The sequence below is a fragment of the Kitasatospora sp. NPDC005751 genome (genome assembly GCF_040630835.1).
Taxonomy (GTDB): Bacteria; Actinomycetota; Actinomycetes; order Streptomycetales; family Streptomycetaceae; genus Kitasatospora.
The window spans coordinates 506232-531126 of record NZ_JBEXYC010000001.1; the positions used below are offsets into that span (position 1 = coordinate 506232).

Consider the following 24895-nt stretch of genomic DNA (forward strand, 5'->3'; position numbering starts at 1 on the left):
AGTCGGCCCGCCGGGGTCAGCCCTTCGGGGTGAGCCCGAAGAGTGCGGCCGCGTTGTCGTGGCAGACCGCCCGCAGCCACTCCTCCCCCAGTCCCAGCCCGGCCAGCGCCTCCAGCTGGTGGACGTACCGGTACGGGATGTTGGGGAAGTCGCTGCCGAGCAGGACGCGGTCCTGGAGCGCGCGCAGGCGGGGCAGTTCGCTGCGCGGGAACGGGTCGTCGGCCTCGACGAAGTCGGTGAACGCCATGGTGGTGTCCAGCCGGACGGACGGGTGGCGCTCGGCGAGGTCGAGGAAGTCCCGGTACTCGGACATGCCGAGGTGGGCGACCACCAGGACCAGCCCCGGGTGCCGGTCCAGGACCTCGCCGATCGGGCCGGGGCCGGTGAACTTGCCCGCCACCGGCCCGGATCCGCAGTGGGTGACCACCGGCGTACCGGTCTCGGCCAGCAGCCCCCAGACCGCGTCCAGCCGGCGGTCCGTCGGGTCGTAGCCGCCGACCTGGAGGTGCGCCTTGAACACCCGGGCGCCGTCCTCGACCGCCCGCGCCACGTAGCCGGGCGCCTCGGGTTCGGCGAAGAAGGTCGCGGTGTGCAGGCAGTCCGGGGTGCGGGCGGCGAAGTCGGCGGCCCAGGCGTTCAGCCAGGCCGCCATCCCGGGCTTGTGCGGGTACAGCATGGAGGTGAACGCCCGGACGCCGAACTCCCGCAGCTGCTCGACCCGTTCGGCCTCGGCGACGCGGTAGGTGATCGGCCAGGGCCGGTTGACGAGCGGACCGGCCAGGTCGAAGTACGCCCACACCTTGTCGAGGACGTTCTTCGGCATGAAGTGGGTGTGCACGTCGATCAGGCCGGGGAGGCCGAGCGCCTGCCAGAAGCCGCGGACCGCAGCGGCCTCGTCCGCTTCGGTTGCCTTGTCTACCTCGTTCGCCTCGATTACCTCGTTCGCCTTGATTGCCTGGCTGGCCTCGCTCGCCGTGTCCGCCTCGGCCACCTCGGCGGTCTCGGCGGTCACGGCGGTCTCAGCCGCGTCGTCCGCGCTCATGCGGGCACCGGGCGGGCACGGTCGATGATCGCCCCGGCGTCGAGGCCGGCGGGCAGGGTGCCGAAGGCCGCGCCGTGGTCGCCGCCGAGGCGGGAGGCGCAGAAAGCGTCGGCCACCGCCGGGTCGCCGTGGCGGACCAGCAGCGATCCCTGGAAGGCCAGCGCCATCGCCTCGACCAGTCGGCGCGTCCGGTACTCCAGATCGCTCGGATCGGTGAGCTGCTTGCGGAGTTCGGCGACGGCGGCGTCCAGCCGGCGGTCCGCGCCAGCGGCGGCGTCCAGCTCGCCGAGGAAGGCCTCGACGGTCTCCGGGTGCTTGGCCATGGCGCGCAGCGCGTCCAGGGCGGCGACGTTGCCGGAGCCCTCCCAGATCGAGACCAGCGGCGCCTCGCGGTAGAGCCGGGGCATCCCGGACTCCTCGACGTAGCCGTTGCCGCCCAGGCACTCCAGTGCCTCGGCGGCGTGCGCCGGACCGCGCTTGCAGACCCAGTACTTGGCGACGGCCAGCCCCAGCCGGCGCACCAGCGTCTCGGTCCCGTCCCCCGCCAGCGCCCGGTCGGTGGCCTCGGCGAGGCGCATCGCCACGACGGTGGCCGCCTCGGACTCCACCACCAGGTCGGCGAGCACGTTGCGCATCAGCGGCTGGTCGACCAGCGCCTTGCCGAACGCCCGCCGGTGCAGGGCGTGCTGGACCGCCCGGGTGGCCCCCAGGCGCATGCCGGAGGCGGCGCCCACGGTGCAGTCGAGACGGGTCATGTTGACCATCTCGATGATGGTCCGGACCCCCCGGCCCTCCTCCCCCACCAGCCAGCCGACCGCGCCGTCGTACTCGAGCTCGGCGGAGGCGTTGGACTTGTTGCCCAGCTTGTCCTTGAGCCGCTGGAGGTGGAGGCGGTTGCGGGTGCCGTCCGGCAGGACACGGGGCAGCATGAAGCAGCTCAGCCCGCCCGGAGCCTGGGCGAGCGTCAGGAAGAGGTCCGACATCGGCGCCGAGGTGAACCACTTGTGGCCGGTCAGCCGGTAGGTGCCGTCCGCCTGCGGAGCGGCGGTGGTGGTGTTGGTGCGGACGTCCGAGCCGCCCTGCTTCTCGGTCATCGACATGCCGGCGATCAGTCCCCGTTTGCCGTGCGGCTCGCGCAGCCCGAAGTCGTACTCGGTCGCGGCCAGCAGCGGCTCCAACTCGGCAGCCAGCGCCGGGTTCGCGCGCAGGGCGGGGACGGCGGCGTAGGTCATCGAGATCGGGCACGTGTGACCGGCCTCGACCTGGCCCCAGACGAAGAACTTGGCGGCGCGGGCGGAGTGCGCGCCCGGCCGGCCGTCCCGCCAGGGCGTGGCGTGCAGACCGTGGCCGACGGCGGTGCGCATCAGCTCGTGCCAGTACGGGTGGAACTCGACCTCGTCGATCCGGTGACCGAACCGGTCGTGGGTGCGCAGCACGGGCGGGTGCTCATTGGCCAACCGCCCCCATTCGGCGGCCTGTTCGGAGCCGGCCAGCCGGCCGAGCTCGTGCAGCTCGGCCTCGGCCCAGCCCGCGCCGGCCCGGTGCAGGCCCGCGAGCAGGGTCGGGTCGGCGGCGGTGTCGTGCCCGTACGGCAGCGGCACCTGGTTGGTGACCTCGTGCGTCCGGGAGGGCGCGTACACCGGAACGGGGGCCACCGGAGTGGGTGCGGTCGTGTCGGGCGTGGTCGTGTCGGGCGTGGTCGTGTCAGGCGTCGCTGTCATCGCGTCCTCCCAGGGCACGCAGGGTGAAGGAGACCAGGGCGGGGACCACCTCGGGCGGGGTGTCCCCGGAAACGGGTGCGTGGGCCGCGGCGAGCGGACCGGCCAGCGCCTCGCCCACCGCGCCGACCAGGGCGGCCGCGGTCAGCTCCGGTTCCTGCCGGGGCAGTTGGCCGGCCGCCACGGCGGCGGCGATCTCGGTGGCGATCACATCGCGGAACGCCCGCCGGAACACCAGCCGTTCGGCGTCCACGACGGCGTCGGCCGGCTCGACCAGCAGTACGTGAGCGAGCCTGGGCGCCCGCAGGGCGCGGGCGGCGAAGGTCTCGACCACGGCGGCGATCCGCCGCTGCGGGGTCTCGTGGCGGGCGACGGCCGACGTCACCGCGGCGATCTCGCGGTTGACCACCCGGCGGAACAGCTCGACCGACAGCTCGGCCTTGTTGGCGAAGTGCTGGTAGAGGCTGCCGGTGGCGATCCCGGCGCGGTCCGCGACGGCGGCCATCGAGCAGCCGCCGTAGCCGCGCTCGGCGAGCAACCCGACCGCAGCCTGCAGGACCGCCTCGCGCTGGGCGTCCAGTCGGGCTTGTACGGCGGGGGTGCGTCGATAGGCCATGAAAGTATTGAAGCACCGATTCATTGCTTCGGGGAGGGGGCACGCGGCGTCCTCCGCGTCCAGCGGGGGCTTGCGTCCGGGGACGATTCCACGTGCGGCGGAGGTTCCGCGTCGGACGGGGACGCCGAAGGGCCACCCGTCGCGATGGCGACGGGTGGCCCCGGTGGGTCGGTCGGCTCACGCGTGACACTCGGTGATGCGTGACGGCCGGCGACGCGTGACAGCCGTGGCGCGTTACAGCCGGTGGTGCTCCAGCTTGAGGCCTTCCTCGTCCAGCGGCCCGAACGGCGGGATCTGGTGGGACTGCGCGAGGGACTTGGCGGCGGCCGGGTCGGCCAGGCCGGCCCACTCCAGCACCTTGGCGGTGGCCTGGACCGACTCGTCGGCCTTCAGCTTGCCGATGTTGGACCCGTGGTTGCCGCCGGCCACGGTGTAGACGTAGCTGTCCTCACTGCCCCGGCCCAGCCGGAACGGCTCGGCGCCCCACGGGTCGTTCTGGCCGTAGACGAAGATCATCCGCTCGGCGGAGTGCTTCACCCAGCGGTCGATGTCGCGCATCGCGGACGCGTCGAAGCGCATCGGGATGTTCTTCGGCACGTACGTGCGCGGCGAGTACAGCTCCTGGTAGTCGTAGTGCTGCAGGCCCTTCAGGTGCGAGACGTCGAAGGACGGCGAACCCAGTTGGGTGCCCGCCTGGTAGTAGTACGCGGTGTACTGGGCGAGCGACTGGTCGCTGTTGCCGGTGATGCCGGACTGGGTGTCGAACCACGCGTACAGCTCGTCGTCGGTGGCGGTGGCCGCCACCGGGACGGCGGCGCAGTCCGCCTCGGTGCTGTACTGCCAGAACGCCCAGACGACGTCGAGCACGCCCGCCTCGTAGGCCCGGTCGGCGCTGCCCGTGGTGGCGAAGGTGGAGCCGGCCGCCGCGTTGTCGGCCACGTAGCGGGCCTCCAGGCGGTCGCGGCGGACGAGCAGCTCGCGCTGCGCGGCGGCGAGCGTGGCCCGGCACTCCGGAGTGCCCACGGTCCGGAAGAACTCGGTGTAGGCGGAGTCCTCGCGGTTGTCGACGTCGTTCGGCGCGACGTACGCGATGGTGCCGTCCACGTCGTCCGGGAAGAAGCGGCGGTGGTAGGTCGAGGACATACCACCCTTGCTGGCCCCGGTCGACAGCCACGCGCGGTGGTAGACGCGCTTCAGCGCGGTGATGATCCGGTGCGAGTCGGTGGCGGCCTGCTCGATGCCGGCCTTGGTCCAGTCGGCCGGCTCCGGGCGGGACGGCGAGAAGTAGCGGTACTCGATCGAGACCTGGTTGCCGTCGGTCAGTCGGGTCGGCTCGGTGCGCGAGGGGTTGGTGCCGAGCGTGTAGCCGTTGGTGTAGAAGACGGTCGGGCGGTCGTACCCCCGGTGCAGCACGCTCAGCCGCTGCTGGAAGGTGCCCAGCCAGGGGCGGAGGTGGTCGATCGGCTGGGTGTAGGTGAGCAGGAAGTAGCGGTGACCGGTGGTGGTCGGCTTCTCCTCGGTGACGGTCATCCCCGGGATCGCGGCCAGGCGGTCCTTGATGTCGGCCGCGGGGTTGTCCGCGGCCGAGACCGGGCCGGCCGACGCGTCGGCGCCGGCCGCCAGGGCGGGCGTCGCCAGACCGAGGCCGAGCAGCGGCATCAGCAGAACGGCGACCAGCAGCCTTCTGAGCTTGGTGGACATCAACTCTCCATCGGGTCAATGGAACTGTTCGACACTCTCCGGCAATCGGCGCCCGACTGCCGGACGATCGGCCGTCCGGTAGACGGCCGAGTGGGCCACCCGCGGGATCGCGGATGGCCCACCGGGGAAAGATGTGCTGATCAGGGGCGCGGCAGGGTGCAGCCGGCCCGGGTGAGGTCGAGGCGGTTCCCGGCGGCGAAGCAGGCCGGGATGCCGTAGGTCTCCTGGGCGTAGTTGATGCCCTGGCGGACGGTCACCACACCGTTCTGGTCGACCTCGCACGGGTTGTTGTCCGTGCAGCGCTCGCCGTCCTCGTTACCCGTGTTGTTCACGGCGATGACCTGGCCGGTGCTGGTGTCGATCACCGGGGAGCCGGAGGTACCGCCGATCGTGTTGCAGCTGGAGGTGTAACGGACCGAGTCCTTCCAGGTCCAGGAGCCCTCCTTGAGCCGGTAGACGAAGCCGTCGACCGAGCACGAGTAGGTCTTCTTCCAGTACCCGGAGACGACCTTGATGGAGGTGCCCTGCACCGGGTGGCTCGCGGAGATGGTCAGCGGGGCGATGCCGTAGCTCGACTGGATCGCGGCATAGGTGGTGTTCAGCTGGTAGATCGACACGTCGGTGTCGGTCATCGTGCCGTAGACCACCTTGTTCGCGCGCAGCGTGGCGACCTTGGAGCCGGTGCCGTTGAGCAGCGAGAACGTGCGGCTGGAGGACTGGTTGACGACCACCTGGCCGGGGCCGGGGAACCCGGTCTCCAGGCAGTGGCCGTTGGAGAGGATGAGCGCCGGGTCCGTCGCGGCGGAGGCCGGGAGCCGGACGAGCGAACCGGAACAGTTGCTGAGCGCCACCGTCCCGGCGAAGTTCACGGCAGCCCGGGCCTGCTGGTCCTGGGACGAGGCCTGGAGCTGGGGGTCGGCCAGGGTCTGGGCCGCGACCTGTGCCTCGGTCGCGGCCGCGGGGGCGGTCCGCGCGTCCGCGGGCGACGAGGCGACGGCGGCGGGGGCGCCGGCCAGGGCGGTCGCCCCGGCGAACAGGAGCGCGGCGAACGTGCCTATGAGCGGCTTCTTCATGAGAGACCTCTCGTTGTGGGGGTGCACCAAAACTGGCGCGGACATGACGAGTTGTCAAGGGTCCACCACGAGGGGAGGTCAGACAGAGGGAGGCCTCGGGGGCCGGGGAGCGGGATGAGGACCGGGGCGCGGAGCGGCGGGAGTGGGGCGCGACAGTGGGGCGCGGCAGTGGGGCGCGGGACCGAGCCCGGCGCGCGGGCGGTGCCGGGCGCGCGGGCGGTGCCGGGCGCGCGGGCGGTGCCGGGCGGCGCGCCCCGGGTGGGGCTGGCACCGCCGACCAGGGCTACCGTCAGCCGCCCTGCCAGTGGCGGCGACCGAGGCTGATCAGACGCAGCTGCAGTCGGGCGGTGGCGGCGATGTGCCGTTCGCGCTCCGGGTCGACCTCCTGCGCCTCCAGGAGGGCGGCGGCCGTGGAGACCATGTGGTCGACGTACAGCTCGGCGAGCATCCGCAGATCCTCCTCACTCCATCCCTGCGACACCGGCTGGAGCGCGAGCGCCGCACCCACCTCCGTGGCGAAGCGACCGAGTTCGACGTCGATCGCCTCCCGCACCTGCCGCACTCCCCCGTGCCGCTCGCGCGCCAGGAAGCGGACGTGCGGCCGATGGTCACGCACATGCTGCTCGATGACGTCCACCGTCCGGTCGATCAGCTCGTCGGACCCGCCCGCACCGGCGAGTACGGAACGGATCATCACATGGAGGCTGGCGAGCGACTCCTCGACCAGGGCCACCCCGAGGGCGGCGAGGTCCGGGAAGTGCCGGTAGAAGGCGGCCGGCGAGAGCCCCGCCTCCCGGGTGACCTCGCGAACGCCGACGCTCGCGAGGTTCTGATCGGCCAGCAGGTGCAGCCCCGCGTCCAGCAACGCGCGCCGACTCTGCTGCTTCTGGGCCTGCCTGGCCCCAACGGTGTGACTCACGCCATTCAGTAAACAATCGTTTGCCGAAAATGGCCAGCCCGCGTAGAGTGACAGAGGATTCAGCGAACACTTGTAAACCCAAGGCGGTGGAAGCCGCCGGAAGGGACCGCCATGATCCTGCTCACCGCCCTGGTCGCCATGGGCGTCCTCATCGGCGCCGCCGCGCACACCACGCTCCCGGTCTTCCTCACCGCCGCCGCTGCCATCGCCGCCTGGCTGCTCGCGTTCGGCGCCCGCGAGGGCATCGCCCGCCTGCGTCAGCGCTGACCCCCTCGCCACACCACCGTCCCGGAAGGACACCCGCCGTCATGAACACCGCCACCGCCACCAGCACCGGCGCCGCTGTTCGGCGCCACCGCACCGCCGAGGCCGACAACCTGGCCGTCGCCTCCTTCCTGCTCGGCCTGCCGGGCCTGCTGCTCTTCAACATCGTTCTCGGCCCCCTGGCCATCACCCTCGGCACGCTCGCCCTCGTCCGGGGCACCCACCGCCGTGGGCGCGCCCTGCTCGGCATCGTCCTCGGCGTCGCCGCGCTGGTCGTCCTCGCCGTCACCACCGCCACCAGCCACGGCGTGCTCTGGCAGATCGGCGACTGACCTCGGCGCCGGTCACGGCGCCCTGACAGCCCAGCGGCTCCGGCGCCCTGGCGGCCCCCTCGGCCCTCGAACGCCCTGGATGCCCTGGCCGCCCTGGCCGCTCCGGTCACTCCGGTCACTCCGGTCACTCCGGTCACTCCGGTCACCCTCGTCCCAACGGCGGAACCGAGCCGCTCGAACGACTGATCCAGCCAACCTGCGGCGCGAAGCCCGTCCGTCCCCGTACTGTGGCGGCATCGGCCGGGTGGCGACATGGGGGCTGGAGTGACGACCGAGTACCAGAGTGACGCGCAGTCGGGGCGGACGGGAGGCCCCGGACGGGCCGGCCGGCTGCTCGCCGTCAGCGATCTGCACGTCTCCTACCAGGAGAACCGCGACCTGGTGGCGAAGCTGCAACCCGACTCGCCCGACGACTGGCTGATCGTCGCCGGTGACATCGCCGAGATCAGCACCACCATCGAGTGGTCCCTGAGCCTGCTCGCCGAGCGCTTCGCCCGGGTCATCTGGGCTCCCGGCAACCACGAGCTCTGGACCCACCCCGACGACCCGGTGCAGCTGCGGGGTGTCGCCCGCTACGAGTACCTGGTGGACCTCTGCCGCCGACTCGGTGTCGTCACCCCCGAGGACCCGTACCCGGTCTGGGAGGGCGTCGGCGGACCGGTCGCCATCGCGCCGCTGTTCCTGCTGTACGACTACACCTTCCGGGCTCCCGGTACGACCACCAAGAAGGAGTCCCTGGAAGCCGCGTACAACAGCGGTGTGGTCTGCTCGGACGAGCGGATGCTCCACCCGGACCCGTTCCCCGACCGCGACTCCTGGTGCCGCGAGCGCGTCCGGCTCACCGAGAAGCGCCTGGCGGCCTGCGACCCGGAGCTGCCGCTGGTCCTGGTCAACCACTACCCGCTGGTCCGCCAGCCCACCGAGATCCTCTGGTACCCGGAGTTCGCCCAGTGGTGCGGCACCGAGCTGACGGCGGACTGGCACCGGCGCTTCAACACCGCCGCGATGATCTACGGGCACCTGCACATCCCTCGGGTGACCAACTACGACGGCGTCCGCTTCGAGGAGGTCTCGCTGGGCTACCCCCGCGAGTGGCGCCGCCGCGGCCTGCCGGACCCGCTGCTGCGTCAGGTGTTCCCCTAGCTCGACCGAGCGCCGGACCCGGCCGGGCTGGATCCGCCCGGCCGGGCACCGGGGCGACCCCGGTGCCCGCTGGACGGAACGCCGGTCGGGCCGGGGTGACCGAGCCGGCGCCGGCTCGGACCGGTGGCCGGGGGGCCAGGTGGGCCGGGTGGGCCAGGTGGGCCCACGGCGCGTGACGCCCCGTCGGCTCACCCACCCTGCGCTCACCCCGCTGCCGCCTCGGCGGCCGTCACCTCGTCGTCCTGTCACCCCGTGCCGCCTCATGCCGCACCTCCTCATTCCGTCGCGATCGCCCTGAGGATGTCGAGCCGCGCCGCCCGGCCTGCCGGGCGCAGGCCCGCGACCGCGCCCGCCGCCAGTCCGGCCACCAGCACCACCGCGAGCTGTCCCGGCGGGATCGCGAACGAGCCCGTCCCGGCACTGTCCGAGGCCCGCACCAGCGCCCAGCCGAGGAACGCCCCGAGACCGAGCCCGCCGACCGTCCCGAAAGCCGCCACCAGGACGGACTCCCAGCGCACCATGCCCCGCAGCTGCGCCCTGGTCTGGCCGACCGCCCGGAGCAGCCCCAGCTCCCTGGTCCGCTCGTGCACGGCGAGGGTCAGGGTGTTGGCGATGCCGAGCAGGGCGATCAGCACCGCCAGGGCCAGCAGCGCGTAGACCACCGAGAGCATCATGTCGACCCCGCCGGCCGCGCTCGCCGCGTACTGCGCCCGGTCCTGCACCTGTGGGTTCCCGAAGGGGGCGGCGGCCTTCTCGACGGCGGCACGGCCCGCAGCGAGCGGCACGGAGGCCTTGAGCCCGACGGCGACCATGGTGTCCGCGTCCTGTCCGCGGTGCGGCGCCCAGGCCTGGCGGGTGATCAGGTAGTCCCCGGCCAGACCGCTCTCGTCGTACAGGGCGCGGATCGTGAAGGGGCCGCTCACGCCGTCCGTGAAGGCGACGGTCACGCTCTGGCCGAGCCGCCAGCCGCGCTGCTCCGCCTCGCTGCGAACCACCGCCAGGCCATCGGTGCCGAGCGCGTCGAGGGCGCCGTCGACGCGGCCGAGGTCGACGATCCCGGCCAGTCGCGCCGGGTCGGTGACGTCCAGGACCCGCCCGTGACCGTTGATCCGCGCCACGCCCCGGCCGAGGCCCACCGTCTGCCGCACCTCCGGCAGTTGGGCGAGCGCGTCCGCCAGCTTGGGGCTGACCCCGCTGCCGCCCGCACCGAAGGAGGGCGCGGTGACGGCGAGGTCACCGGCGAAGGACGAGCTCACCGTGGAATCCAGGGTGGCCTTGACCGAGGCGCCGAACACCGTGAACAGCGTGACCACCGCGACGCCGATCATCAGGGCACTCGCCGTGGCCGCCGTGCGGCGCGGGTTGCGGGCCGCGTTGCGCCGGGCGAGCGTGCCGGAAACCCCGCGCAGCCGTGGCAGCGGCGCGCCCAGCGCCCGGACGGCGAGTGCCGCGGCGACCGGACCGAGCACCACCACACCGGCCAGGACGGCCAGCCCACCCCCGGTGGTCAGGGCGACCGACGGCCCGTCCGTCGCGCCGAGAACGGTGACCGGGACACCCACCGCGACCAGCAGCCCGCCGAGCCCGACCCGAGCCCTGCCGGACCACCCCTCGGCCGCCCGATCCACTCCCGTCTCGCGCAGCGCCGCCAGCGGCGCGGTGCGCCCGGCCCGGACGGCCGGCAGGAGCGCCGAGCCGACCGCGACCAGCGTGCCCACGAGCAGCGGCAGCACGACCGCGGCCGTACTGATCACCATGCCGCCCGTCGGCAGCGAGAAGCCGAGTGCCGAGAACAGTGCCTTGAGCCCTGCGGCCACGCCGATCCCGGCGAGCAGCCCGCCGAGCGAGGCGAGCGCACCGACGACCAGCGCCTCCGCCAGGGTCGCCCCCAGCACTTGGCCCCGCACCGCCCCGAGCGCCCGCAGCAGGGCGTTCTCCCTCGTCCGCTGGGCGACCACGATCGCGAAGGTGTTGTGGATGGTGAAGGTCGCGACCAGCAGGGCGATCCCGGCGAAGACCAGCAGCAGGGTGGTGAACATCGTCAGGAACCGCCCCGAGACCATCGCGGTGCTCTCCTGGGTGGCCGCCGTACCGGTGATCGCCTCCACCCCGCCGGGCAGCTCCGGGGCGATCCTCCTCACCAGCTTCTGCTGGGAGATCCCGTCCGCCGCCCGGACCTGGATCGAGCCGGCCTGACCGGCGCCCTTGGGAGTGAGGTGGCGTTCGGCGTCGGCCAGCGTGAGTGCGGTGAAGGTGCTCGGGCCCATCCCGTCCGCGCTGTCCCCGAAGGTGGCGATGCCGACGACGGTGACGGTCACCGGGTCGGGGGTGCGCAGCACGGTGGTGGAGCCGATGTGCAGCCCGCCGGCCTTCGCCGCACCGCGGTTGACCACGGCCTCGCCGGGCGCCTGCGGCGGGTGTCCCTCGGCGAGCCGGTAGGGGTTGAGCCGGCTGTCGGTGAGCCAGTTCCCGGCCAGGGTAGGCGGCCCCTGCCCGCCGACCGGCTTGCCGTCACTGCCGACCAGCTGGCCGGCGCCCTGGACCGACGCCTCGGCGGCGGCCACCCCGGGGACGGCCCGCAGCCGCTCGGTGAGCGCCGTGTCGACGGGTGCCCGGACACCTCCGGGCGTCCCGGGGGAGTCCAGGACGTCGGCGCTGCGGACCACCACGTCGGTGCCGGCGTTGGCGTCGGCGAACAGCGTGTCGAAGTTGGAGCGCAGGGTGTCGCCAAGCACCATCGTCCCGGCCAGGAAGGCGACCCCGAGCAGGATCGAGAGGAAGGTGCCGACCAGGCGCCGCTTGTGCGCTCCCAGCGAGCGCAGGCTGAGCCGGGCGGCAGCGGTCGCGGCGGCCGTCGTGGAACTCATGACCGCCCCCGTTCGAAGGCCTTCATCCGGTCCAGCACCCGGTCGGCGTTCGGCTGTTCCATCCGGTCGACCAGCCGGCCGTCGGCGAGGAACAGGGCCTGGTCGGCGTACCCCGCCGCGGTCGGGTCGTGGGTGACCATGACGACGGCCTGCCCCATCTCGTCGACCGCCCGGCGCAGCAGGCCGAGCACCTCGCCGCCGGTGCGGGAGTCGAGGTTGCCGGTCGGCTCGTCGGCGAAGACCACCTGGGGCCGCCCGGCGAGCGCCCGGGCCACGGCGACGCGCTGCTGCTGGCCACCGGAGAGTTCGCTCGGGCGGTGGTGCAGCCGGTCGCCGAGGCCGACGATGTCGATCAGCGCGTCCAGCCAGCCCCGGTCGGGTGCGGCGCCGGCCAGGTCGAGCGGAAGGGTGATGTTCTCCCGGACGGTCAGTGTGGGTACCAGGTTGAACGCCTGGAAGACGAAGCCGATCCGCTCCCGGCGCAGCAGGGTGAGGCGCCGGTCGCCGAGCGGGCCGAGCTCGGTACCGCCGATGTAGGCCCGGCCCGCGGTGAGGGTGTCGAGGCCCGCCGCGCAGTGCATCAGGGTGGACTTGCCCGAACCGGACGGCCCCATGATCGCGGTGAACCCCCCGGCCGGGAAGTCGACCGTGACGTGGTCCAGCGCCCGGACCACGGTGTCGCCGACGCCGTAGACCTTCACGGCGTCGACGACCCGCGCGGCGGTGTCGCGTACGACATCGAGTGTGCTCACTTCCCCGCGCCCCCTCGGCCCTGCTCGCGCCCGCGCCGGCTCTCGGTGAGGACGGCCCGCTTGGCGCGGTACTCCTCCGCGTCGATGGCGCCCTCGGCGTACCGGCGGCCGAGGACGGCCAGCGGGTGGTCCGCCCCGGCACCGCAGCCGCGGCGCCAGACCGTCCGGCGCAGCACGACGATCACAAGGAACACCACGGCGGCCCAGGCGAGCGGGATCAGCAGGATCCAGGGACCGGGCCAATGCCCGTCGTGGTCGGCCAGCAGCGTGTACATGGTGGTTCATCTCCTCGGCGGTGGGCTTCAGCCGCTTCGGGGTGCGTCCCGAAACACCTAGAGCGTCCCGCCGGGGAGCCTGCTCCCGCGTCCTCCGGGCAGCGGCCGTTGAAGTACTCCCGCGGGAGTACGGACGGCCCGGCAGCCGCGCGTGGGAAGTAGCGGACAGGCACGGGGTAGGGGTGTACGACGTGCCGGCCCAGGGCGTGCGGGACGGCCCAGGGCATACGAGAGGCCCGGGGCGTACGAGAAGGCCCGGGCCGGGACGTCGTCCAGACCCGTGCCCCCACCCGCCGGAAGCCGCGCTCAGCCCAGCCAGCCGGGCCGGACCAGCCCCGACTCGTAGGCCAGCACGACGAGTTGCGCCCGGTCCCGCACACCGAGCTTCACCATCGCCCGGCTGACGTGCGTCTTGGCGGTCAGCGGGCTGACCACCAGTCGGCGGGCGATGTCCGCGTTGGACAGCCCCAGACCCACCAGCGCCAGCACCTCCCGCTCCCGCTCGGTGAGCGCCGAGACGTCCGAGAGCCCCGCCGGGGTCTGCTCCGGCGCCTTGGAGCGGGCGGCGAACTCGCCGATCAGACGGCGCGTCACCCCCGGCGAGAGCAGCGCGTCCCCCGCGGCCGCGACCCGGACGGCACGCAGCAGCTCGGCCGGCTCGGTGTCCTTGACCAGGAAGCCGGCCGCCCCCGATCGCAGGGCCTCGAAGACGTACTCGTCCAGCTCGAAGGTGGTCAGCACGACCACCCGCACCTCGGTCAGGGCCGGATCGGCGGCGATCCGCCGGGTCGCCTCCAGCCCGTCCGTGCGAGGCATCCGGATGTCCATCAGGACGACGTCCGGGCGGAGTTCGCGGGCGAGCCGGACGGCGGCGTCGCCGTCGTCCGCCTCACCGACCACCGTGAGGTCGTCCTGCTGGTCGAGCAGCGCCCGGAAGCCCGCCCGCACCAGCAACTGGTCGTCCGCCAGCAGTACCCGGATCACTCGTCCTCCGCACCGGTCGTGGGCAGCGTCGCCCGGACCCGGAATCCGCCGCCGACCAGCGGCCCCGCCGTGATGGCGCCGCCGAACGCGGCGGCCCGCTCCCGCATGCCGATGAGCCCGCTGCCGGTGCCACCCGCGTCGCCGAGCGCGGCCGGACCGGGGTCGTCGACCGTGACGACCAGCGCGGTCGGGTCCGACCAGTCCAGACCGACCGTGGCCCGCCGGGCCACCGAGTGCCGGATCACGTTGGTCAACGCCTCCTGGACGATCCGGAACGCCGTGAGGTCGACGCCGGCGGCCGGTGCGCGCCGGTCACCCGTCTCGCGCACCTCGACGGCCAGCCCGGCCCGCTGCGCCTGCTCGGTCAGCTCGTCGAGCCGGGCCAGCCCGGGCGCCGGACCGCGCGGCGCGGCCGTACCCGGCCCGCGCAGCGTCCCCAGCACCTGGCGGACCTCGCCGAGGGCCTCCTTGCTGGTCGCCTTGATCGTCGTGAGCGCCGTACGGGCCTGCTCCGGCCTGCTGTCGATCAGTTCCAGCGCGACCCCGGCCTGGACCGTGATCAGCGACAGGCTGTGCGCCAGGATGTCGTGCAACTCGCGCGCCATCCGCAGCCGTTCCTCGTCCGCCCGGCGCTGCTCCTGCTGCTGGCGGTACTCGCGGTGGGCGGCGAGCTGCTCCCGCCGGAACCGGACGATCTCGGCCACCGACAGCACCAGCAGCAGCCAGGCCACCAGCCCGAGCTCCTGCCACCAGGCGATCTGCTGCGGCTCCGTACGCAGCCAGTCGGCCGGCACCACGAAGGTGATCAGCACATGGGCGAGGTAGACCCCGCCGAGGCCCGCCCAGGCGGCCTGCCGGTGCCCGGAGGCGACCGCCACGCAGCAGGCGATCACCCAGCTGGCGAAGACCGGCCCGTACGGATAGCCGGCGGCCAGGTACAGCACCGTGACGGCCGAGCTGCCCGTCACCGCCGCCACCGGCCACCGGCGGCGCAGCACCAGCAACGCGGGCCCGAGGAGCAGCAGCAGGTAGCCGAACGGGTCCAGCTGGACCCGTCCGCTCTGGTGGCCGGCGGCCGCCGTGGACCCCACCACCTGCACCGCCGCGACGACCAGCGCGGTGGCGACCGGCCAGCCGGCCTTCGCCGCCCGCACCCACGGCGGGCGCCAGGGCTCGGCCCGCCCGCCCTCGGGCATGGCGGACCCCGGCCGGGGATGCTCTCCCGCCCCAGGGGGCATTCCCGACACGGGCGGCACCTCCGACGACGACGGCCCGGGGTGCGCCCGCGACGGCTTGGGTGTACGCGGCGTCATGCCCGGAAGGCTAGACCCCGGGCCCGGCCCACCGCGTCACCCCGGGGTGGCGTTCGGGCGTACTCCAGCGGGAGTACGCCCGAACCTCGCTGACCGGTCCGACCTGGTCCGCACCGGCAAAGCCGACCGCACCGCGCTACTGCGGATCGGCGGCCTTCGCCCAGGCGTCCTCCGCCTTCGCCGACGGCTCCGGCCGGACCAGCGCCACCACCAGCTCGCCCGCGTCCACCTCCGCGATCAGCGTGTCCCCCTCCCGGACCGTGCCGTCCAGCAGCAGGTTGGAGATCCGGTTGTCCAGCTCGGACTGGATGGTGCGGCGCAGCGGCCGCGCCCCGAACTCCGGCTGGTAGCCCCGGTTGACCAGCCACTCCTTGGCCCCGTCGGTGATCTCCAGGTCGATGTTCTGCGCCTTCAGCCGGCGCCGGCTCCGCTCCAGCATCAGGTCGACCACCTTGAGGAGGTCCTTGCGGGAGAGCGCGTGGAAGACGATCACCTCGTCGATCCGGTTGAGGAACTCCGGCCGGAAGTGCGTCCGCAGGTCCCCCATCAGGTCGTCCCTGATCTCGTCCACGTCGCCCGCGTGCTCCAGGATCCGCTGCGAGCCGATGTTGCTGGTCATGATCACCACGGTGTTGCGGAAGTCGACCGTACGCCCCTGGGCGTCCGTCAGCCGCCCGTCGTCCAGCACCTGGAGCAGCAGGTTGAAGACGTCCGGATGCGCCTTCTCCACCTCGTCGAAGAGCAGCACGCTGTACGGCTTGCGGCGGACCGCCTCGGTGAGCTGCCCCGCCTCGTCGTAGCCGACGTACCCGGGCGGCGAGCCGACCAGCCGGGAGACGGTGTGCTTCTCCTGGAACTCGCTCATGTCGAAGCGGATCATGCGGTCCGGGTCACCGAACAGCAGCTCGGCCAGCGCCTTCGCGAGTTCGGTCTTGCCGACGCCGGTCGGCCCGAGGAACAGGAAGGACCCGGTCGGCCGCTCCGGGTCGCCCATCCCGGCCCGGCCGCGCCGCACCGCCTGGGCGACCGCCGTGACGGCCTGGTCCTGCCCGATCACCTTCCGGTGCAGGTGCTCCTCCAGCTGGAGCAGCCGCTCGCGCTCGGTCGCGTTCAGCTCCGCGACCGGGATGCCCGTCCGGCCCGAGAGCACCTGCGCGATGTCCTCCGCGGTGACCGCGACGACCTCCTCGCGCGACTCCCTGACCGCGGCCAGCTCGTCCTCGGTCTGCCGCAGCTCGGTCTTGAGGTTGGCGGCCCGCACGAACTCCTCGTCCGCGACGGCCTCCTCCAGCTCCCGGCGCAGCTTGGTGATCCGGTCCTGCACCGGCATCGCCTCGGTGGAGCCGCTCAGGCTGCGCAGCCGCACCCGCGCACCGGCCTGGTCCAGCAGGTCGATCGCCTTGTCGGGCAGGAAGCGGTCGCTCACGTAGCGGTCGGAGAGGCTCGCGGCGGCGTCCAGCGCCTCGTCGGTGAACCGCACCTGGTGGTGCGCCTCGTAGGCGTCACGCAGCCCGTGCAGGATCTCGACCGTCTCCTCGACGCTCGGCTCCGGCACCAGCACCGGCTGGAAGCGGCGCTCCAACGCGGCGTCCTTCTCCACGTGCTTGCGGTACTCGTCGAGGGTGGTGGCGCCCACCACGCTCAGTTCGCCGCGGGCCAGCGCCGGCTTGAGGATGTTGCCCGCGTCCATCGAACCCTCGCCGCCACCGCCCGCGCCGACCACGGTGTGCAGCTCGTCCAGGAAGAGGATCACGCTCTTCTCGGCCGCCGTGACCTCGTCGATCACGCTCTTCAGCCGTTCCTCGAACTCGCCCCGGTACTTGGAACCCGCCACCAGCCCGGTGAGGTCGAGGGCGACCACCCGCTTCTCGCGCAGGCTCTGCGGCACGTCCCCGGAGACGATCCGCTGCGCCAGACCCTCCACGATGGCGGTCTTGCCGACGCCGGGTTCGCCGATCAGCACCGGGTTGTTCTTGGTCCGGCGGGAGAGGATCTCGACGGTCTGCTCGATCTCCTCGGCCCGGCCGACCACCGGATCCAGCCTGCCCGCCCGCGCCTCCTCGGTCAGGTCCCGGCCGTACTCGTCCAGCGTGGGCGTCTGGCTCGGGCGCGCGCCGGTGCCGCTGCGCTCACCACCCGTCCCGCGCCCTTCCATCACCGTGCGCAGCGCCTCCGGCGAGGGCGCCGCGTTGCGCAGCGCCGTGCCGGCGCCGGAGCGCTCCTCGTCCAGCAGCGCGCTGAGGATGTGCTCCGGCCCGATGTACGACGCGCCGGCCTCTTGGGAACGGGCGTGCGCGGCGAGCAGCGCGCGCTTGGCGGACGGCGTGAGCGCCGGGCGGCCGCCCGGCGTCTGCGCCCTGCCCCCGGACGGCAGTTCCCCGCCCAGGTCCTCGGCGAGCTGCTCGGGGTCGATGCCGGCACGCTCCAGCATCCGCCGCGAGGCCTCCACCTTGGTGGCGGCCCAGACCAGATGAGCGGTGTCGAGGTCGCTGCTCCCGTCCTCGGTGGCGCGTCGCGCGGCGAGCGCCAGCAACTCCTGCGAGGACTCGCTCAGCAGCCGCCCGATCGGCACCCGCTGCACGGCGGGCGGGGAGGCCGTCGGACTCATGCCGAAGAACCGGCTGAGCAGGTCGGAGAACGGATCGCTCGATCCGAACGGGGGCATGGTCACCGTGGTTCACCTCTCCCAAGCAGTCTGCGCTCACACAAACACAGGCTCCCTGGCCCCGCACCCGCTCGGACGCCGGTCAGGTGCCGGTCAGCCGCCCGTCACGCGGTCGAGCAGGACACCGCCGCTGTAGGTGACGACCATCGCCAGCGAGCCGCCCGCCACGTTCCGCAGCACTGCCCGCAGCGGCCCCGCGCCGCCCAGCCGGGCGCTCACCCAGCCCGACGCGGTGAGCGCCAGCAGGACGGCCGCCACCGTCACGCCCAGCCGCCAGGACTCCGGCGGCAACAGCACGGCGAGCAACGGCACCAGCGCCCCCAGCGTGAACGCGGCGGCGCTGGCGAACGCCGCCTGCCAGGGGTTGGTGAGCGCCTCCGGGTCGATCCCCAGCTCGGTGTGCGCGTGCGCCGCCAGCGCGTCCCGCTCGGTGAGCTCCACGGCCACCCGACGGGCCAGGCCGTCGTCGAGCCCGGCGCCCCGGAAGAAGTCGGTCAACTCGTCCAGCTCCCCCTCCGGATCCTCCGCCAGCTCGCGCCGCTCCTTCGCCAACGCGGCCTGCTCGGTGTCCCGTTGCGTGCTGACCGAGACGTACTCCCCGGCCGCCATCGACATCGCCCCGGCCAGCAGACCCGCCACCCCCGCCACCACCAGCGCCGTCCGCGAACCCGACGCCCCGGCGACACCGGTCACGATTCCCGCCGTCGAGACCACACCGTCATTGGCCCCGAGAACGGCCGCCCGCAACCAGTTCAGCCGCGACGACAGCTCGGCCCGAGTCTCACCCTGCGCCGGCCCGTCGGCCTCCCCGGCCACCTCGGCCGAAGTCTGTCCGCCCATCAGCGATCACCTCCGATCATGCCCCGGGGCTACCCGCTCCTCCGATGATCAATCCGCCCACCCGCCCGCTCCCCGCAAACGCCTGCGGCCCAGACCAGAACAACCGTCCCGACCTGGGCCGACGATCGTCCGGGCCCACCCCGAGTCGTCCGGACTGGCCGCGAGAGCCGGACTCGGCCACTCCCGGGGCGGGTTGAGCAGCAAGGTCCATGCCGCTGTCGACTCCGCGGGCCGACCGGTGGATCGCGACATCTGCACCGGCGACCAGAAAGGCCTTGGCAGGGACTCCACGATGACGTCGCTTCCCTCTGAAGCCGCGCTGGTGGAGGAGTACTCCGTCGCCCGCACCACGGTGAAGCGCGCGCTCGATGTTCTGGCTGTTCTGGCTGCCAAGGGCCTGATCCGATCGCAGCCCGGTGTCAGTCGGGTTGTCGCGGGCGCCGAGCCCAAGGTGCCCCGGTGCTCGACCAACTCACCGCGATCGCTCAGACACTCGACTCGCCCAGAGGACCGGTGCCGCTCGGGAAACTGTCCGGCGCGCGCTCGCGCAGCTGGAAGGGGCCGGCGTTCTCGATGTACGCCATGGGAAGGGCGGGCGAGTCCGGACTCTTCCCGCCAACCTCACCTGATCACGTGGCCCAGGACACCCAGCGCGAGGCGCTCGGGAACATGGACCGGCTGCTCTAGCGTCGTCACTGATGCCGGTCTGAGATGTCAAATGCCCCGGACCATGATCGGTCCGGGGCATCTCTGCTGGTGGGCGCGGACGGTTTCGAACCGCCGACATCTGCTTTGTAAGAGCAGCGCTCTACCACTGAGCTACGCGCCCCCCGTCGCGGCCCGGTGGGGGCACGACGACTGCCTAGAGTACCTGGTCCCGGGGGGTGGTGTGGTGCGGGTGCTCGGGGAGTGGGACGGGTGGGGGTGCCGGTGTGGTGGGGCGATCGGGAACAATGGGCAGTGGATCAGCGGTCGGAACAGGGAGCGCGCAGTGAGGGTGGCCGACGGGAGTGGGTGGGGGCGGCGGCCGGGGAGTGCGGTGGCCGAGGCCCTGGTGTTGCCGCTGGTGATCGCGGGCGCGCTGGGCGCCGCCGGGGCGGCGTCGTTCGGTACGGGCGGGGGCTGGTGGGGCCGGCGCGGCGGCGAGGGGGTGCGGGCGGACGCGAAGGCGGCCCGGGACGCGGCGCAGCAGGCGTTCTACGAGTTGGACTCCACCCAGCGCGAGGTGCGGCTGGCGGTGGAGACGGTGCGCGCGGCGGAGGACGGCGCGACGGCGCAGCGGGCGGCGGCGGATTTCGAGGCGATCTCCGGCCGGGTGGACCAGGTGACCGTGAACTACCTGGCGGCGCTGGACGCGCACGATCTGGATGCCGAGGAGCTGGAGTCCGGTGCCGCGGCGCGGGCCCGGCACCAGTTGCAGGACGTGAAGGGGCAGCTCGGGTCGGCGCAGGCTGAGCTGGACGGCTTCCTGCAGCGGTTGCAGCCGGTGCTGCAGCACGCCGAGTCGCAGCTGATGCGGGTGACCCCGGCGGTGGAGGGGGCGAAGCGGTCGTTGCTGACCGCGACCACCACGCTGGAGGCGGTGCGCGGCGCGGGGCTGAAGGCGGACGACCTGGCGGCCCGGTTGGCGGAGCTGAGCCCGGAGTTGGGCCGCCTGAACGAGGGCGCGGGCCGGCACGGGGTGGCGGCGACGCTGCAGCGCGCGGAGCGGGTGAAGGAGCGGGCCGACGCGATCACGGCGGACGCGGAGCACCTGCCGGAGCGGGCCCGGGAGATCGACCGGCGGGTGGCCAGCCTGCGGACCCGGATCCAGGCGCTGGAGACCAAGGCCGGCACGGTGGAGCCGGCCCTGAGCGAGCTGCGGCGGCGGTTCGCCACGGCGTGCTGGCAGGACCTCCAGCGGGTGCCGGACCAGGTGGCGGAGGCGGGGCGGGCGGCGGAGCAGAAGCTCGCCGAGGCGGCGCGGGCGCGCGACGAGCAGCGCTGGCCGGACGCGACCGGCGCGCTCGGCACGGTGCGCGCGCTGCTGGACACCGCGGACGGCTCGGTGGTCGCCGTGAACGAGCGGCTGCGGCAGCTGAACGAGGTGCAGCACGATCCGAACCGGGAGATCGAGCGGACCCGCTTCGCGCTCCGGGACGCCCAGCGGCTCGCGATGGCGGGGCGGCAGGCGCCGGACCCGCGGCACGCGGCTCCGCTGGACGCGGCGGTCGGCCGGCTGGACCGGGCGGTCGAGGCGCTGGAGACGGCCGGCCGGCACCCCGACTACTGGCACTTCCTGACCGAGCTGGCGGCGGTGCGGGAGACGGCGGCGCAGGTGGTGGAGCTGATCCGCGAGGACCTGGGCGGCCACCGGTAGCGCGAGCCGCCCCCGGCCACCCGGCCGGCGGCCTGGCGACCCCGCCGACCCCGCCGACCCCCACCGATCGTGCGGGCCCCCTGCACCGCCGGCCCGCGCCGGGCTACCCTGCGGGTATGCCACGCTACGACTTCCGCTGCCGCTCCTGCGGGGCCACCTTCGAACTCCGCCGCACGATGGCGCAGGCCAACGACCCCGCGGTCTGCCCCCAGGGGCACGAGGACACCGTGAAGCTGCTGTCGGCCGTCGCCGTCACCGGCGGCGCGTCCGGCGGCGCCGCGCAGCAGGCCCCGTCCGGGGGCGGGGGCGGCTGCTGCGGCGGCGGTTGCTGCGGCTGACCTGAGCGCGGAACGGCCGGCGGGCACGGGGAGCGGCTGACCTGAGCGCGGACCGGCCGGCGGCGCCGGGCCTCAGCCCTTGGCCACGGACTCCAGCGAGCCGGCCTCCGGCCCGCCGTCCGAGTCGGCGGTCCGCAAGATCTCCGCACCGACGGTCCGCGGGTCCTCCGTACCGACGGTCCGCGGGTCCTCCGTACCGACGGCCCGCGGAACCTCCGGGCCCGCAGCCGCACCCACACCCACACCCACACCTGCCCCGCCCCGGACACGGGCCAGGAACTGACGGATGATCTCCTCCCCCGCCGCCACGCCCACCTGGTCGAGCGCGGTGACCCCGGGGGCCGTCCAGCCGCTGTCGGCGAGTTCGCCGTGCCCGGGGCGCCAGGCGGCGTCGGCGGCCAGCAGCAGGTCCGCGTCGAGCAGCGAGTCGCCGGCGGCCAGCACGGTGGCGCCGCCGACGCGCCGCTCGACCTCGGCCAGCGCCGCGCTCTTGCTCAGCGGCGCCGGGACGGCGTAGACCTTGCGGCCCTGCAGCGAGACCGTCCACCCGCGCTCGGCGCACCAACCGGTGAGTTCGTCGAGCCAGCCGGCCGGCAGCTCGGCGCGTTCGACGACCAGGTAGGCGAAGAGCTCGTCGGCGACCCGGCGCTTGTGGGTCCACTCCGGGTCCGCGCAGAGCGCCAGGTGTTCGACCACCTCGGCCAGCGGCACCGACGCGGTGGCCAGCCGGCCGGCCACCTCGGCCTGCCAGTCCTCGTCCGGGACGCCGTCGACGAGCAGCCGGCCGCCGTTGCTGCAGATCGCGTAGGCGGGGATCCAACCGGGCGTCGGGCCGGGCAGGTTGACCCGTTCGTACTGCGTCCTGGTCCGGGTGGTGGCGGGGACGAGCAGGGCTTCGCGGGCGAGTTCGACGAGCAGCCCGGCGGCCTGCTCGGTCATGAACGAGAGCGCCTTGCCGTCGTGCACCTCGACGGAGAGCAACCGCGGTGCGAGCCGGTCGGGCACGTCCAGGGCGAGGGCGCGGTTGCTGTAGATCAGGGTGCGGTCGAGGTCGCTCGCGACCAGGAAACCACTGGGGCTGCTCATCGGGTTCAGGACTCCTTCACCAGGACGGCCGTGCCGGAGGCGCCGGTCGCTCCCCGGCTGTAGCGGGGGTGGATCAGGCCGACGCACGAGTACGGCAGGTCGTCGACCTCCTCGACGGGGATGCCGCGCTGGGCGGCGAGCAGACGGACGTGGTCGAGGTCGGCGCCGGTGCCGCGGCGGGCCAGCACCCGCCAGGGGACACGGCGCAGCATGACCCGGGTGGTCTCGCCGACGCCGGGCTTCACCAGGTTGACGTTGTCGATGCCGTACTCGGTGCTGATCCGCTCGACGGCGGCCCAGCCGGCCCAGTCGGGGGTGCGGTCCTCGGCGGCGAGCCGGTCGGCCGCCGTCCGCACCTCGTCGAGGACCTCGGCGAAGTGGTCGGCGACGGTGTCCAGGAAGGCGCCGGAGACGTCCCCGCCGGCCAGTTCGGTGTAGTGCTTGGCGCCGTGGAAGTCGTCCGGGCCGATCAGGTCGGTGCGCAGCACGGTGCGGGAGACCAGGCCGGAGACGGTCGAGTTGAGGCAGGCGGAGGGGATGAGGAAGTCGTCCCGGGTGCCGTAGGTGCGCACGCAGCGGCCGGGGTCGGCCAGGACGGCCAGTTCGGGGTCGAAGGCGGTGCCGGCCAGGGCCTCGGCGAGTTCGCGGGTGATCGCGCCCTTGCCGGTCCAGCCGTCCACGAACACCACGTCGGGGGCGTGGTGGTGGGCGTCCAGGTAGCGGACGGCGACCGGGTCCAGGCCGCGGCCGCGGATGATCGAGACCGCGTAGTGCGGGGTGTCCAGGTCGTGTGCGAAGGCCAGCCAGCGGCGGATCAGGACGCCCACCGGGGTGCCGGCCCGGGCCAGCGAGGCGAGCACCAGGCCGCGGCCGCGCTCGCGGAGCAGCGTCTCCGCGACGGTGCCGACGGCGAGCGCGATCCGGCGGGCGGAGATCCGCAGGGCCTGGTGGAACAGCTCCTGGTACTCGGGGCTGGGCTGGTACTCCACCGGCAGGGACTCCGCGTAGTGGGCGCCGCCGTTCTGGACGGCCTCCTCGCGCTCCTCGGTCGGGGCCTCCAGCGGGACGTCGGAGAGGTCCTTGAGCAGCCAGGAGACCTCGTCGGCGCGGTAGGAGGAGAACTCCGGGCCGTGCAGCGGCGCGGGCAGCGCGCTCCGCTCCGGCCGGACGGCCGGGACCGGCCGGTGCGAGGGCAGCACGGCGAGCACCACCCGGTCGGTGACCTGCCGCAGCTGGGCGAGCAGGGAGCCTTCGCCGTCGTGCAGTTCGGGGGTGTCGGCCACGTCGTCGACCACCAGCACCACCGCGTCGAAGCGGCGGGCCGGGTCGGCGCCGGGGGCGACGTTGTAGACGAAGCGCTCGCGTGACCCGCCGTCCTGCGGATCGTCGTGGGCGGGGAAGGAGAGTCGGGTGCGGATGGCGTAGCCCGGGTCGTCCACCGCGAGGACGGGCGAGCGGGTGGTGGTGGAGTAGCGGACCCGCTCCTCGCCGTCGGGGAGGTGGTCCGCGAGGGCGCCGGCGAGGCGCAGCGGCGCGTACATCAGCTCCTCGCAGCCGAGGACCAGCACCCGGCCGGAGCCGGCCGCGCCGGACTCCCGGCCCTCGCCCGCCGCCGGGCCCTCTCCCGCCACTGGGCCCTCTCCCGCCGCTGGGCCGGTGTCGCCCGGCTCCAGCGCGGCGGCCAGCTGGGACGCCAACTGCGGGAGCGCCTCTTCGAGTTGTGCCCGGTGCGCGGCGCTGAAGCCGTGCCGTCCGCCGTCCGGCAGGCCCGCGGGCCAGTCGAGGGCGACCCGGATCAGCGGGGCGGGGGCGGCCGGGGGCGGCTCCGGCGCGGGGCCGACCTCGGCGATCAGCTCGGCGGCGCGGGCGAGGATGTCGGCCGGCAACTCGACGCCGCCGCCGGCCGCGGCGACCAGGTCGAGCCGGGTGCCGAGTTCGGCGGCGGTGTCGACCAGTCGGCGGCGGTCGCTCTCGTCGCGCAGGTCGACCAGGGCGACCACGACGTAGTGGGCGCGCGGGTGGCGCGCGTGCAGCTCGCGGATGGTGTTGAGCACGGTGTTGCCGGTGGAGAACTCGTCGTCCACCAGGACCAGCGGGCCGTCACCGGCCAGCAGCGCGGGGTCGGCGGGCAGCAGCAGGTGGGAGGTGGCGTGCGAGTGCTCCTCCTCGAAGCCGCCGACCGGGGTCAGCCCGGCCACCGGGCGGCGCGTGGAGTGCAGGTAGGGGGCGTCCAGGGCGTCGGCGACGCTGTGGCCCAGGCCGGTGGCGGTCTCGGCGTAGCCGAGCACCACGGCACGGGCGGCCGCCTCCTCGCCCAGCAGCTCGCGCACCAGGCGGCCGAGGTCGAGACCGGCGCCGTGCACCACGGACGGGCGCTGCGGGACGTGCTTGCCGAGCACGGTGGAGACCAGCAGGTGGGCGCGCTTGGGGTTCTCGCGCAGGGCGAGGCCGACCAGGTCGGGGAGGCGGTCCGAGCCGGTCAGACCGACGCCTGCCCGGTCGGCCACCCAGCGACCGGTCCACTCTTGCTGTGCTGTCACTACTGGTCCTGCCTTCGATGGTGCGAGTCGTGCGGTCGGTCCGAGAGGTACGAGAGGTACAAGAAGTG

The 24895-nt window shown here is 73.7% G+C and carries 21 protein-coding genes, 1 tRNA gene and 1 pseudogene; 7 read left to right on the forward strand and 16 right to left on the reverse strand.

Features of this window, described 5'->3' with window-relative positions:
* Positions 1-16 precede the first annotated feature (16 nt).
* The 6 genes from ABZ497_RS02290 to ABZ497_RS02315 form a co-directional block, all read right to left on the reverse strand.
* Positions 17-1042, reverse strand: a complete 1026-nt coding sequence (locus ABZ497_RS02290; RefSeq protein ID WP_359802876.1) for an amidohydrolase family protein — start codon at positions 1040-1042, stop codon at positions 17-19.
* Positions 1039-2763 carry an acyl-CoA dehydrogenase family protein gene (locus ABZ497_RS02295; protein ID WP_359802877.1) on the reverse strand — a complete coding sequence of 575 codons (1725 nt, stop codon included), beginning with the start codon at positions 2761-2763 and terminating at the stop codon, positions 1039-1041. Before ABZ497_RS02295 ends, ABZ497_RS02290 begins: the two co-directional genes overlap by 4 nt.
* Positions 2747-3376 (reverse strand): TetR/AcrR family transcriptional regulator, encoded by a 630-nt coding sequence (locus tag ABZ497_RS02300; RefSeq protein ID WP_359802879.1) that lies wholly within the window; start codon positions 3374-3376, stop codon positions 2747-2749. The genes ABZ497_RS02295 and ABZ497_RS02300 overlap by 17 nt, the downstream gene beginning before the upstream one ends.
* A gap of 234 nt (positions 3377-3610) precedes the next feature.
* On the reverse strand, positions 3611-5077 hold the full coding sequence (locus ABZ497_RS02305; protein WP_359802881.1) for a S28 family serine protease: 1467 nt from the start codon (positions 5075-5077) through the stop codon (positions 3611-3613).
* Positions 5078-5217: 140 nt separating this feature from the next.
* Positions 5218-6150 (reverse strand): serine protease, encoded by a 933-nt coding sequence (locus ABZ497_RS02310; protein ID WP_359802883.1) that lies wholly within the window; start codon positions 6148-6150, stop codon positions 5218-5220.
* A gap of 289 nt (positions 6151-6439) precedes the next feature.
* Positions 6440-7069 (reverse strand): TetR family transcriptional regulator, encoded by a 630-nt coding sequence (locus ABZ497_RS02315; protein WP_359802885.1) that lies wholly within the window; start codon positions 7067-7069, stop codon positions 6440-6442.
* A 111-nt stretch (positions 7070-7180) separates the two neighbouring features.
* Here ABZ497_RS02315 and ABZ497_RS02320 point away from each other — a divergent pair, with 111 nt between their 5' ends.
* From ABZ497_RS02320 to ABZ497_RS02330, 3 genes are all read left to right on the forward strand, one after another.
* Positions 7181-7336: a hypothetical protein gene (locus ABZ497_RS02320; protein ID WP_329487454.1), complete on the forward strand. Its 156-nt coding sequence runs from the start codon at positions 7181-7183 to the stop codon at positions 7334-7336.
* A 41-nt stretch (positions 7337-7377) separates the two neighbouring features.
* On the forward strand, positions 7378-7665 hold the full coding sequence (locus ABZ497_RS02325) for a DUF4190 domain-containing protein (RefSeq protein WP_329487455.1): 288 nt from the start codon (positions 7378-7380) through the stop codon (positions 7663-7665).
* A gap of 264 nt (positions 7666-7929) precedes the next feature.
* Complete coding sequence (locus tag ABZ497_RS02330; protein ID WP_359802886.1) at positions 7930-8808, forward strand: metallophosphoesterase; 879 nt, start codon at positions 7930-7932, stop codon at positions 8806-8808.
* Positions 8809-9083: 275 nt separating this feature from the next.
* Here ABZ497_RS02330 and ABZ497_RS02335 read toward each other — a convergent pair whose 3' ends face one another.
* The 7 genes from ABZ497_RS02335 to ABZ497_RS02365 all read right to left on the reverse strand — a co-directional run bounded on the left by ABZ497_RS02335 (position 9084) and on the right by ABZ497_RS02365 (position 18504).
* A complete protein-coding gene (locus ABZ497_RS02335; RefSeq protein ID WP_359802888.1) occupies positions 9084-11675 on the reverse strand; it encodes an ABC transporter permease in 2592 nt (863 codons plus the stop codon).
* Positions 11672-12427 (reverse strand): ABC transporter ATP-binding protein, encoded by a 756-nt coding sequence (locus tag ABZ497_RS02340; RefSeq protein ID WP_359802890.1) that lies wholly within the window; start codon positions 12425-12427, stop codon positions 11672-11674. Before ABZ497_RS02340 ends, ABZ497_RS02335 begins: the two co-directional genes overlap by 4 nt.
* Positions 12424-12702 (reverse strand): SHOCT domain-containing protein, encoded by a 279-nt coding sequence (locus ABZ497_RS02345; RefSeq protein WP_329487459.1) that lies wholly within the window; start codon positions 12700-12702, stop codon positions 12424-12426. Before ABZ497_RS02345 ends, ABZ497_RS02340 begins: the two co-directional genes overlap by 4 nt.
* 306 nt (positions 12703-13008) lie before the next feature.
* Positions 13009-13686: a response regulator transcription factor gene (locus ABZ497_RS02350; protein ID WP_359802891.1), complete on the reverse strand. Its 678-nt coding sequence runs from the start codon at positions 13684-13686 to the stop codon at positions 13009-13011.
* A complete protein-coding gene (locus tag ABZ497_RS02355) occupies positions 13683-14882 on the reverse strand; it encodes a sensor histidine kinase (RefSeq protein WP_359802893.1) in 1200 nt (399 codons plus the stop codon). Before ABZ497_RS02355 ends, ABZ497_RS02350 begins: the two co-directional genes overlap by 4 nt.
* 253 nt (positions 14883-15135) lie before the next feature.
* Complete coding sequence (locus ABZ497_RS02360; RefSeq protein WP_359802895.1) at positions 15136-17670, reverse strand: ATP-dependent Clp protease ATP-binding subunit; 2535 nt, start codon at positions 17668-17670, stop codon at positions 15136-15138.
* A gap of 87 nt (positions 17671-17757) precedes the next feature.
* The gene (locus ABZ497_RS02365; protein WP_359802896.1) at positions 17758-18504 is read right to left on the reverse strand and encodes a VIT family protein; all 747 of its coding nucleotides are present in this window, start codon (positions 18502-18504) and stop codon (positions 17758-17760) included.
* A 121-nt stretch (positions 18505-18625) separates the two neighbouring features.
* Between ABZ497_RS02365 and ABZ497_RS02370 the strand changes: the two are divergent.
* A pseudogene (locus tag ABZ497_RS02370) lies at positions 18626-18745 on the forward strand (IS5/IS1182 family transposase); the annotation flags it as partial.
* A 175-nt stretch (positions 18746-18920) separates the two neighbouring features.
* Positions 18921-19133, forward strand: a complete 213-nt coding sequence (locus ABZ497_RS02375) for a helix-turn-helix domain-containing protein (protein WP_359802897.1) — start codon at positions 18921-18923, stop codon at positions 19131-19133.
* Between the two features lie 125 nt (positions 19134-19258).
* Here ABZ497_RS02375 and ABZ497_RS02380 read toward each other — a convergent pair.
* A tRNA-Val gene (locus ABZ497_RS02380) sits at positions 19259-19333 on the reverse strand.
* 210 nt (positions 19334-19543) lie between these two features.
* On the opposite strand from ABZ497_RS02380, the gene ABZ497_RS02385 reads away from it, so the two are divergent.
* Positions 19544-20863 (forward strand): hypothetical protein, encoded by a 1320-nt coding sequence (locus tag ABZ497_RS02385; RefSeq protein WP_329487464.1) that lies wholly within the window; start codon positions 19544-19546, stop codon positions 20861-20863.
* 116 nt (positions 20864-20979) lie between these two features.
* On the forward strand, positions 20980-21201 hold the full coding sequence (locus ABZ497_RS02390; RefSeq protein ID WP_329487465.1) for a zinc ribbon domain-containing protein: 222 nt from the start codon (positions 20980-20982) through the stop codon (positions 21199-21201).
* A 72-nt stretch (positions 21202-21273) separates the two neighbouring features.
* On the opposite strand, the gene ABZ497_RS02395 is transcribed toward ABZ497_RS02390, so the two are convergent.
* Together ABZ497_RS02395 and ABZ497_RS02400 are read right to left on the reverse strand one after the other, a co-directional pair.
* Positions 21274-22287 (reverse strand): HAD family hydrolase, encoded by a 1014-nt coding sequence (locus ABZ497_RS02395; RefSeq protein ID WP_359802899.1) that lies wholly within the window; start codon positions 22285-22287, stop codon positions 21274-21276.
* A gap of 5 nt (positions 22288-22292) precedes the next feature.
* Complete coding sequence (locus tag ABZ497_RS02400; protein WP_359802901.1) at positions 22293-24827, reverse strand: phosphoribosyltransferase; 2535 nt, start codon at positions 24825-24827, stop codon at positions 22293-22295.
* Positions 24828-24895: the final 68 nt, after the last annotated feature.